General features: G+C 56.5%; 11 protein-coding genes. 6 read left to right on the plus strand and 5 right to left on the minus strand.

Annotated features, from left to right (window positions below):
- The first annotated feature begins 81 nt into the window (after positions 1-81).
- From opgC to HCH49_RS05410, 5 genes are read left to right on the plus strand one after another with little or no spacing between them, the layout of a single operon-like run.
- Complete coding sequence (gene opgC, locus HCH49_RS05390; RefSeq protein ID WP_087822608.1) at positions 82-1299, plus strand: OpgC domain-containing protein; 1218 nt, start codon at positions 82-84, stop codon at positions 1297-1299.
- Positions 1300-1310: 11 nt separating this feature from the next.
- Positions 1311-2210: a hypothetical protein gene (locus HCH49_RS05395; RefSeq protein ID WP_221702323.1), complete on the plus strand. Its 900-nt coding sequence runs from the start codon at positions 1311-1313 to the stop codon at positions 2208-2210.
- A 9-nt stretch (positions 2211-2219) separates the two neighbouring features.
- The gene (locus HCH49_RS05400) at positions 2220-3434 is read left to right on the plus strand and encodes a PP2C family protein-serine/threonine phosphatase (protein ID WP_221702324.1); all 1215 of its coding nucleotides are present in this window, start codon (positions 2220-2222) and stop codon (positions 3432-3434) included.
- Entirely contained in the window at positions 3424-3762 is a 339-nt protein-coding gene (locus tag HCH49_RS05405; RefSeq protein WP_221702325.1) for an STAS domain-containing protein, read from the plus strand. Before HCH49_RS05400 ends, HCH49_RS05405 begins: the two co-directional genes overlap by 11 nt.
- Entirely contained in the window at positions 3763-4188 is a 426-nt protein-coding gene (locus tag HCH49_RS05410; RefSeq protein ID WP_087822607.1) for an ATP-binding protein, read from the plus strand.
- 28 nt (positions 4189-4216) lie between these two features.
- On the opposite strand, the gene HCH49_RS05415 is transcribed toward HCH49_RS05410, so the two are convergent.
- Positions 4217-5704: a UbiD family decarboxylase gene (locus HCH49_RS05415; protein ID WP_039262417.1), complete on the minus strand. Its 1488-nt coding sequence runs from the start codon at positions 5702-5704 to the stop codon at positions 4217-4219.
- A gap of 113 nt (positions 5705-5817) precedes the next feature.
- Between HCH49_RS05415 and HCH49_RS05420 the strand changes: the two genes are divergently transcribed.
- Complete coding sequence (locus tag HCH49_RS05420; RefSeq protein WP_033145589.1) at positions 5818-6702, plus strand: LysR substrate-binding domain-containing protein; 885 nt, start codon at positions 5818-5820, stop codon at positions 6700-6702.
- Here the strand turns inward: HCH49_RS05420 and HCH49_RS05425 are convergent.
- The 4 genes from HCH49_RS05425 to HCH49_RS05440 form a co-directional block, all read right to left on the minus strand.
- Positions 6693-7604, minus strand: coding sequence for a LysR family transcriptional regulator (locus HCH49_RS05425; protein ID WP_033145588.1), 912 nt, complete (start codon positions 7602-7604; stop codon positions 6693-6695). The two genes, HCH49_RS05420 and HCH49_RS05425, sit on opposite strands and share 10 nt — an antisense overlap.
- 1 nt (position 7605) lies before the next feature.
- Positions 7606-8592 (minus strand): MBL fold metallo-hydrolase, encoded by a 987-nt coding sequence (locus tag HCH49_RS05430; protein ID WP_221702326.1) that lies wholly within the window; start codon positions 8590-8592, stop codon positions 7606-7608.
- A gap of 141 nt (positions 8593-8733) precedes the next feature.
- Positions 8734-9483: a 5'-nucleotidase, lipoprotein e(P4) family gene (locus HCH49_RS05435; protein ID WP_260454101.1), complete on the minus strand. Its 750-nt coding sequence runs from the start codon at positions 9481-9483 to the stop codon at positions 8734-8736.
- A gap of 86 nt (positions 9484-9569) precedes the next feature.
- Positions 9570-10097 (minus strand): GNAT family N-acetyltransferase, encoded by a 528-nt coding sequence (locus HCH49_RS05440; RefSeq protein WP_033145585.1) that lies wholly within the window; start codon positions 10095-10097, stop codon positions 9570-9572.
- Between the last annotated feature and the right edge of the window lie 68 nt (positions 10098-10165).

Here is a 10165-nt window from a genome sequence, read left to right on the forward strand (position 1 = left end):
ACGATAAATTGCGGTTACTATTTCTTTAGGCTATCTACTTTATTTAGACGTTAATTTTCGTTTCCAGGTAAAGGATACCCTATGAGCCATATTGCGCCGCCGATCGCGCAAGCGGATATAGTAAAATCAAGATCATGGCGGTATGCCATTGCAGGTGCCCGGGACCTGAGAATTGACTTTATGCGCGGGATTGCCCTCGTCATGATGGTCGTGGCGCATACGGAAGTGATGTCGGTATTTAATATATTCTCCTGGGAGCGTTTTGGGTTAACAACCGGCGCAGAAGGCTTTGTCATTCTTTCGGGATTTATGTTGGGGATGTTGAATCGCGCTCGTTTGCAAAAAGTCGTATTACTCACGGTTTCGTGGGGGCTTTATCTCAGGGCGTGGAAAATATATCGTGTAAATATCATTATCATAGTGTCGTTTATTCTCCTGGCCTATATCCCGCATATTAATCTTTTCGAGGTCACTCATTTTACCGACCGATTTTCGGGTGAAAGCTGGTCGCTTTATCCGGTCACGCCACAAATAAAAGAGACCTGGTTCAACATTATCCTCTATTTACAGATTGGCCCCCATCAGACGCAAATTCTGGGGCTGTATATCTTTTTGCTGCTACTCAGCCCGCTATTTTTGGGGATGCTACAGAAGGGTAACGTCTGGTGGCTGCTGGGAGCGTCTCTGCTAGTGTACGGCCTTTGGCAGCGGTGGCCGCTCCGGCTGACGCCGTCGGAATTCGAATTTGCCTTTCCGCTGCTGGCCTGGCAGTTCATCTTTGTGCTGGGCATGGCCAGCGGGTGGTATAAAGCCGAACTGATCTCTTTCGCACGCACGCCTGCAGGTAAAGTGGTGGTGGTTGCGCTGGTGATAGTGGCGCTCATTCTGGGGTTCATAGCACAGAACCATACCAACCCGTTTATGCCCCCCGCGCTGCTGATGCACGTGATTCCGCCTGACGGCTTCAACACCTTTTATCACACCTGGGCGGCGAAAAATGGGCTGGGCCCGGTGCGGGTATTAAACGATATCGCCCTGATGGTTACCGTCTATCTGGTGCTGACATACTGCTGGACGCCGCTCAACCGCCTGCTGGGATGGTTTCTTATTCCGTTAGGCCAGCACTCGCTTTATACCTTCATTTTGCATGTGTACGTGGTGCTGCTGGTGAGTCAGTTCATCACCTTCGATTTGTGGCGTCATGCCTGGATAGAAAATACGTTAGTGCATGCTGCGGCACTGGGCATTTTGTGGCTCATGGCAAAATACAACGTCGCTGCACGCTGGATACCTAACTAAGGATGGCGGTTATGTGTGAAAAATGGCTCCTGGCGGGCGTCTTACTCGCCGCAATACCCGCGGCGGATGCGGCGCAAAGCAGCGAGAAAGAGACGTTGCGCGATAAAAACGGCGAGCCCGTTCAGGCAGGCGTTTTTACCAGCCGGTGGGGGCGCCTGTTCTCAGGCAATGACAAGAAATTTTCAGGCGCTCTGAGCTTTAGTTCTGGGCTGAAAGAGCAGATGGTGAGCGTGCCCAACAGCTCGGACAGCGCCGCGCAGGCGAAAAAAATTAACCAGACGTTGAATCTTAGTCTGCAGTATTCCCCCTACAGCTTCTGGTTTGCCAACATTACCTCCCGGCTGCCGGTCAGGGATACCAACCGCTACACCGCGGATTTTCGCTACAGCTTTGGCTATGACGACTGGCACGCCAACACGTTCAGCCTGGTCTACGGCAACTATGGCGATAACCACTTCTGGACGTCGGGTAGCCGGAGACACACCTATTTCGAACAGGGCGCCTTTACGCTGGCCTATAAGTTTTCGCTACCGAAACCGGTTGAAAACGCGCTCCTGATTAATAAAGGGGACTCTATCATTTGCCAGGTCGGGTACAGCTGGGTTCCGCGCTACTACGACCTCAGCAGCGATGACATCCGCAAAAATAAAAACGTCATGCTCGGCGGCTGCGGCTATACCTTCAAACAACATTTCTTCGTTCGCGCAACGGCGTTCTGGTTCCCGGACAGCAGCCAGCAGCAGCCCTGGAACGGCGATTACAGCTACAGCTTTGGCTATGCGGGCTATACGCCAGGTTCGTTCTCCATCCAGTACGCGAACTATGCGGGGACGCGCTATCCGGGGCACGGCAACGGTAACGCAAAATTCAGGGAAGGGACCGTGAGCCTCATCTGGTTCTTACCGCTATAGGAGGGATACATGTCAGCGCTGCACGTGTTAATCGTTGAAGATTCGCTGATTTATCGTCGGTTACTCTCCCGAATGCTCACCCAGTGGGGGTATATCGTGAGCGAGGCGGAAAATGGCGTCGCCGCGCTGGAAATATTGTCCAGCCAGCCGATCAGCATGGTGATAAGCGACTGGGAGATGCCGGAAATGGACGGGCTTACGCTCTGTCAGACGATCCGCAGCCGTCAGTTTGGCCACTATGTGTATATCATTCTGCTCACGGCCCGCGAGAATGCAGGAGATTTAACGCAGGGTTTTGATGCCGGGGCGGATGATTTTTTAAGCAAGCCCGTCGAACGGGCTGAGTTACGGGCGCGGCTCCATGCCGGGGTACGTATTTTGACGCTGGAAGCGACCCTCGCGGCGCATAATAAGCGCCTGAGTGAAGCGTTACGCCAGATTGAACAGGATCTTGAGCTGGCGGCGCGCGTTCAGCACTCGGTTCTGCCTTCACACCGCCTGCGCTTCGGGAACTACTTTTCCGACTGGCTTTTCTTACCGTCTGCCTGGGTATCGGGTGATGTCTTCAATATTTTTCCTCTGGACTCTCATCTGGGGTTCTACTGCGTTGATGTCTCCGGTCACGGCGTGGGGGCAGCAATGATGTCCCTCGCCGTGGCGCGTCAGTTCTTGCATGGCCGGGTGGTGGATCGTTTTTTGTTTACCGCAGAGGGCGGAATTCAGTCGCCTGCCGAGGTCGTCAGAATACTGAACAGCCGCTTTTGCAGTGAAGAAAACGACATCACCAGCTATTTCACCATCATCTACGGCGTGATCGACCCCGTCAGTGGTCAGGGGTCGTTGTGTCAGGCGGGGCATCCTACTCCCGTGATTGTGAACGCAGAGAGTGCCGTCACTTCCGTTGGCGAGGGTGGACCGCCGGTCGGGCTGATCCCCGACCTCAGCTGGGAGGACGTCGCTTTTACCCTCAATTCAGGGGATCGCTTATGCTTATTCAGTGACGGCATCACGGAGTGTGAGAACAGCGAGAGCGAGCAGTTTGGCCCGCAACGTCTGGAACGCTGGCTTCATGAACATGCCCATCTGCCAGTAGACGAGCTCCTGCTGCGTTTCGGACAACACCTGACCGGCTGGCGCAATGCAAATCGTGATGAACCGACCGCCTTAACCGATGACGTTTCACTGTTAGTGATTGAGCGTCAGGGAGAACAGAATGATTATTAACACTGAACGATTACCGCATGCCAACATTCTTACGCCAGCGGTCCGGCGGCTGGATGCGTCCATTGCCGCGGCGTTTAAGGCCACCGTCACGGAAGAAATTGGCAGCGATCGTAAAGCCTTAATTGTCGACTTCAGCAAAGTGGACTTTATCGACAGCAGCGGGCTGGGGATGCTGGTGTCGTTGTTTAAGCTGATGAACGGGAAAGGCGACATGGCGCTGTGCTCCCTGAACCCCGGGATCATGAATATGTTCACCCTGACCCGAATGGATCGCATATTCCGCATTTATCCGGATAAAAACAGCGCGCTTGCGCAGCTGGGGCAGTAGATGCCGACGCCGGAGCATGCGGAATTTCCGGCGGAGCTCGGCTCCCTGATGCCGCTGGCCGGCTGGCTGGGAGACCGTCTGAGCGCGCTTGCCGTTGACGATGAGTGGCGTTTCGCGCTCGACCTTGCCGTCTGTGAAGTGGCGACGAATATCATCCGGCACGCGCTGCATGAGGATGCTTCACGTACATTTAGCGTAGAGTTCGACATCCGGGACCATAATGTCCGCGTTGTCTTTACCGACGCAGGTGATGCGTTCCCGCTGGAGCGGCTCGAGGCCGCCAGACGAGACCGTTTCTGTGAAATATCGCCGTTACTGGAGAGCGGCAGGGGGCTGATGCTCATTTTGCTGAGCGTCGATCGTTTCTCTGTGGAGCGAAAGGCAGATAAAAATATTGCCGCGCTTGAAAAGAAAATAAGCGTATGACCTGCGGGCCATACGCCCGAAACTTTCCCTATTTCTTATCAGCGAACAGCTCCGGCGCCCACGGACGCGGATCCACCTCCATAAACGGCGCGCGCTCGAAGCGGTCCTTCAGCGCCCACGGCACCGTGCAGTCGAAGATGGTCTTGCAGGAGATGCCGTTTGCGCGAATTGAGGTGCTGTAATCCGGCGACTGGGACGGATCCAGCTGGTGGCCGCGGATCCCCGGAATATTGGTGATGCTGACATCACCCTGCATGCGGGTGGTCATCGCCCACAGGATGTCGTCGCTGTCGAAAATATCCACGTCTTCGTCGACAAGAATGATGTTCTTCAGCTCCGAATAGGTGGCTAAGGCAATGAGCGCCGCCTGTCCCTGACGGCCTTCGTCTGACGGCTGGCGTTTTTTCACCTGCAGGATCCCGAGGAATTTACCGCCGCCCGCGGTATGCGCATAGACGTTTTGCAGGAAGCCCGGAATCGCCTCTTCAACGGCATTGCGAATGCTGGCTTCCGTCGGTAAACCGGCCAGGGTGGTATGCTCTTCTCCCGGTCCCACCAGCGTTTGCAGGATCGCGTGGTTTCGCATGGTCACGGCTTTCACTTTGATCACGGGCAGGGACGGGTTCGCCTCGCCGCAGTAGCCCGGGAACTCCGGCATCGCGTGGCCGGTGTTAGTGTGCTGATCTTCTCTTACGCGCACGCCCGGAAGCAGTTCGCCCTCGATGATGATTTCCGCCCGCGCGATCGCTTTCTCTTTTACCGCCACGCCCTGCACCAGTTCGACCGGCTGCTGGCGCAGCGCCCCGGCGACGCCCAGCTCGTTGTAGCCAAACGGCGTGGTGGGCGCCTCAAAGCACGCGCCGATATAGATGGCAGGATCGAGCCCCATATTGATCGTCACCGGCAGCGGTTTTCCGGCTTCTTCCGCCTTTTTGCGGAAGACTTCGATATGCCGACCGGCGGCAAGGAACATGGAAAGCTCGTCGCGCTCCTGAACGCAGAGGCGGTGGATGGTGACATCCGTCAGCGAGCTGTCTTCCGGATCGCTTGCCAGCACCAGTCCCAGACAGAAGAACGGGCCCGCATCAATCGGCGTGTTTGTGGGGGCCGGAAGCAGCTTGCGCAGGTCGAAGTCAGGGTCGTCTGCGTAGAAAACCTGTTCCTGGCAGGGCGCCTGCGAGGCCGGAACGACAACCGGCGCAACCGGCTTTTTCACCGCCTGGCCGACGTGTTTTGCAAGCTCCGAGGGCTCACAGCCTAGCAGAAGCGCCGCGCGCTCGCGGCTGGCGTGCATGCCCACCAGGATGCGGGAGCCCGGATAGCCCTTCACGCTGTTGAACATCATGGCCGGGCCCGTACGGGTTGGACGTTTTACCGTGCCGCCCGCGCCGATATGGCGGTAGACTCCCGCCAGCTCCGCGTTGGGATCGACCGGATGATCGGTTTCAAGATACTGCCCTTCGTGGCGCTGAAGCAGGGCGATGGCGCTGCGGAGATCGTTGATCGGGTTTTCCATAATTTCCTCCCTCGTTTTGAATACCTCCATTTTTATGGCAATGACCAATAGCATCAATTGCATCATTACTGCTAAATTGATAAGTAAACTCATATCAAAAAAGGAAGCGTTCCGTGCAGTTTCGTCAGATGCGCCATTTCATCGTGGTGGCCGAAGAGCTCCACATGCACCGGGCCGCTGAGCGTCTGAACATGGCGCAACCGGCCCTGAGCCAGCAGATAAAGGCGCTGGAAGAACGTTTAGGCGTCACGCTCTTTAGCCGGGCGAACCGCCGCTTAACCCTGACGCCCGCAGGTGAAGCGTTTCTGGTGAAAGCCAGGCTCGCCATCTCCCTGACCGAGCAGGCGGTTCTGGACGCCAGGCAAACGGCACGGGGCGAGCAGGGGGTATTAAACCTGGGGTGCGTGTCGAGCGCGATGTTCGACGGCAGGCTGCCCGCCGCGCTGCGCCAGATGCATACGCGCTGGCCGGCCATTACCATGTCGCTGGTGACGGGAAACGTGCAGACGCTCTACGCGGCCGTGCAGAGCAACCAGCTCGATGTGGCTATTATCCGGGCGCCGCTGCCGTCGCTGCCTGACGATCTGCAAAGCCGCCCGTTCACGTCAGAGAAAACGGTCCTGGCGCTGTATCGTCAGCACCCGCTGGCGGGATCTTCCGCGCTGACGCTTTCGTCAGTGAAGGACGAAAAATGGATCTCCCTGCGCGACCCGGAGGGAATGGGGCTGGAACAGTACTTTTATGACGCCTGCAGCGGGGCGGGCTTTCAGCCGGACGTGGTGCAAAACGCGACCGACGTGCCCACCGTGATAAGCCTGGTCTCGGCGGGGTTTGGGCTGGCGCTGCTGCCCGCCTCGGCAAAGGCGGTGAGCGTTGAGAACGTGGTGTACGTGGACATCCTCGACCGGCTCCGTGAAAGCGAACTGACGCTGGTTTGCCACCGGATTATTCGCTCAGAAGTGCTTAAAAAATTCCTGATTACCCTCGATCATACCTGACGCCCGGCGGCCTGCAGCAGCTGCTCGCGCAGCCAGGCATTCGCCGGATCCTGGCTGTTTTTCGGGTGCCAGTACATGTAGATGGTAATCGGCTGGAGCGGGAGCGGCGGCGCAAAGAGATCCAGCGTGCCGGCAAACTGTTTCAGCATCCGTTCCGGCAGGGTGCACACCAGGTCGGTACCGGCAACAAGCGCAGGCGCCATGGCGTAGCTCTGCGTGGACATCGCGACGTGCCGCTGGTAGCCCAGCCCGGCCAGGGTTTGATCGACAAAGCCGGTAAACGGATCTCCCGCCGATGACACCACCAGATGAGAAAGCGCGCAGTAGCTTTCCAGGTCTAACGCTCCGGTCCCGCGCGGATGGCCTTTGCGCTGGGCGGTGGCAAACGCATCGTCGAGCAGTTTGCGCCTCACCCAGCCGTCATGGGCCCCCGCGCTCACGCCGATGTAGATATCCACATCACCGTTTTCCAGCTGCTGCGGCAGTTCGGACATCTGTGGCAGGGCGAAGCGCAGGCGAATACCTGGAGCTTCGGTACCCACCTGGTTAAGCAGCCCTGTGCCCAGCATCAGCGCCGGGTTTTCGTGCAGCGCGATAACAAAGGTTCGGGTGCTGGTCTGGGCATCAAACGTGGTGGGAGAAAACATCGCGCTGATGCCGCGCAGCACGCTCTCCACCTGCGGCTTAAGCGCTTCCGCTCGCGGCGTCGGTAGCACCCCACGTCCATGTGGGGAGGGAATAAACAGCGGTTCGCCAAACAGCGTTCGCAGACGCGCGAGACGGGCGGACAGCGCGGGCTGGCTGATGCCCAGCCGCGCGGCCGCATGGGTGATATTCCTGTCCTGAAGCAGGGCGTCCAGGGTCAGGATCAGGTCGATGTCCATGTCAGAGACGGGCGTCATTTTATTTCGCGCTGCCGGCGTCCCGGTTGGTATAGGTCACAGGGACCCAGGCATAGCCGCCGTTTTCGCCTTTGGTGACATAACCGATACCCGGGAACGGCAGATGGGGCGCGGCAACCAGGTCTTTATTTTTCACAAAGTCCGCAAACGCGTGTTCGCGCACGCCTGCCGCTTTGTTCTGATCTTCATCGTAGGTAATGGTCACGTCAGGCTGCGGGAACTGAACCGCCGCGGCATGAATGATGTCGCCGACAAAGGTGATCTTCTCGCCTTTGCTCGTCAGCGTGTAGAAGGCTGAACCCGGCGTATGGCCGGGATGAACCGTGCCGGTCAGCCCGGGGAGAATCTCAGATGTGCCGCTAAACGGCACCACTTTACCGGCGTCAAGATAGAGTTTTAAGGTCTTCTGCGCGACGTCAAAGTAGTTCTTGCCGTAGCCGGTTTTTTTCTGATTCTCGTCGTTAAAGAAAAAGTCGACGTCCGGTTTGCCAATGAAAACGCGCGCGTTGCTGAACACCACCTTGCCGTCTTTCACCAGGCCGCCCGCGTGATCGGAGTGGGCGTGGGTCAGCAGGACTTCAGTAATGTCCTCGGGTTTAATCCCCTGGGTGGCGAGGCTCTCAATCAGACGTCCGCCGTTGCCGGGGCCAAAGAGCTGGCCTGAGCCCGTATCGACCAGGATTTTATGTCCGGGCATCGCAATCAGGAACGCGTTGATGGATACCTCAGGCGGGTTGGTCTGGAAATTTTTCGCGAGCAGCGCATCGATTTTTTGCGGCGTTGTCCGGCGCAGCAGCTTGTGCAGATCCTGCGCGACGGTCCCGTCGGTAAACGAGGTGACCAGAACGTCGCCGACCTGAACGCTGTATCCGCCCGCCGGTTGTTTAACGACGTGCAGGGGCGTATCTGCCGACGCCTGCAGCGCAGGGTAGAAAAGCAATGAACTGGAAATCAGCGTAGAAAGAGCAAGTTTTTTCACGGTAAGCATACGAGTCTCCTTTGAAAGCACTCATCTTACTTCTTCGTAAAATTATAAGAACCTGCCCAGAAATGATAGGACCTATAAACGCAGTGGATAGCACAACGCAGAAGCCGGGTGGCGATGCTGCCTTTCCCGGCCCGTAAAACCTTATTTTTTCAGCGGCGCGTTCCAGCCGTCCGGCGTGGCTTTGGACCAGGAGCCATAAGCGGCATTAGGCAGCACAATCCAGTCGTTTCCGAAGTGTTCCGCGCTGGCTTCAACCAGCTCGCGCTGCTGCTCGCTCGGCTTTTTATTTTTAAACTGCACGGCGAAATCCGGCAGGCTGTCGCCAAACAGCATTACGATCTGCTGCTTTTTGAGGATGCTCTGGCGACGCTCTTCCTTGCTGACCGTGTCCAGAAGCACGCTTTCATCGGACACCTGCGGAAGTCCCAGGGCTTTTAACGTCCTGAGCGTATCGGCTTTATTTTCCTGCATACGGTCCGAAACATAATAGATACGGACCTTGCTTTGATTCACATGGTCAAGAAACGCCTTCGCGCCCGGAATTAAGCCGGGTTTTCCCTGTTTTTCCCAGTCGCTCCAGGTGTCCCATTTTGTATAGTCGTGACACTGCTCGGTGTCGCGCACCAGCAGAGGGGTGTTATCCAGCACCGTTTCATCCAGGTCCATTACCACGGCGTAATTTTCAGGCGTTTTCAGCTCTTTTAACTTTTCGTTGAAACGCTCGGTGGCAAACCGATACGTCTGCAGCTGAAGGGCCACGATCTCTGCCGATTTCTGCTGATAGCGCAGCGCCATTTCGTACGCTTTGGGTTCACACAGCTCGCCCCCGGCGGCCGTCGCCGCTGCCGTTGCACTCAAAACAGGTAATGCCAGCAGTAATGCCTTAGCCATTGAATTCACACTTTTTTCCTCAACACCCTGGTTAAAATCCCGAAAGCGTAATGAAATTCAATGACAGAAATATGAAGGCCGCGCCGCTAGACCAGCATGTAATACCAGAACAGGGCGACTTCGTCTTTTTCCGGTAAGGCGTTGTAGAGATAACGATCGTATCCGCCCAGGGTAAACCCGTAGTTGCGGTAAAACAGACAGGCAGAGACGTTCACATTTTGCGTTTCAAGCCGTAATCCCGGCGCGTTTACGCTGCGGGCCCACACGTGCGCGGCGGCCATTAATTTTTGCGCGGCGCCGGTTCTGCGTTTCGTGCGCTCCACGGCAATGTAATCCACCGAGATAAACTTATTCCAGCCGATTGACGCGGTAATAAATCCCGCAATTTCACCGTCATCCGTTTCGGCAATAAGAAATATGGCGTCCGGATTAACGCAGTGGTTTTCAAGGGTTTGGATATCGAGCTCGTAGGTTTTAATCCAGGGCACGGCGACGGCTTCGATATGCAAATCGCAGTGGATAAAGGGCTCTCGCGCAATGTGGCTAATGGTGAAAGAAAAGTCACAGCATTCAAGGCGAGCGAGGTCGGTATTGAGTCCTTTTCGAATCTGCATAGTCTTCCCGGTAGTGAGTTATTTCATAAAGAATAGACGAAGCGGTTAAATTCGCTGGCCTAACACAC

Origin of the sequence: Enterobacter sp. Y17, assembly GCF_019730495.1 — a bacterium.
Lineage (GTDB): Bacteria > Pseudomonadota > Gammaproteobacteria > Enterobacterales > Enterobacteriaceae > Enterobacter > Enterobacter asburiae_B.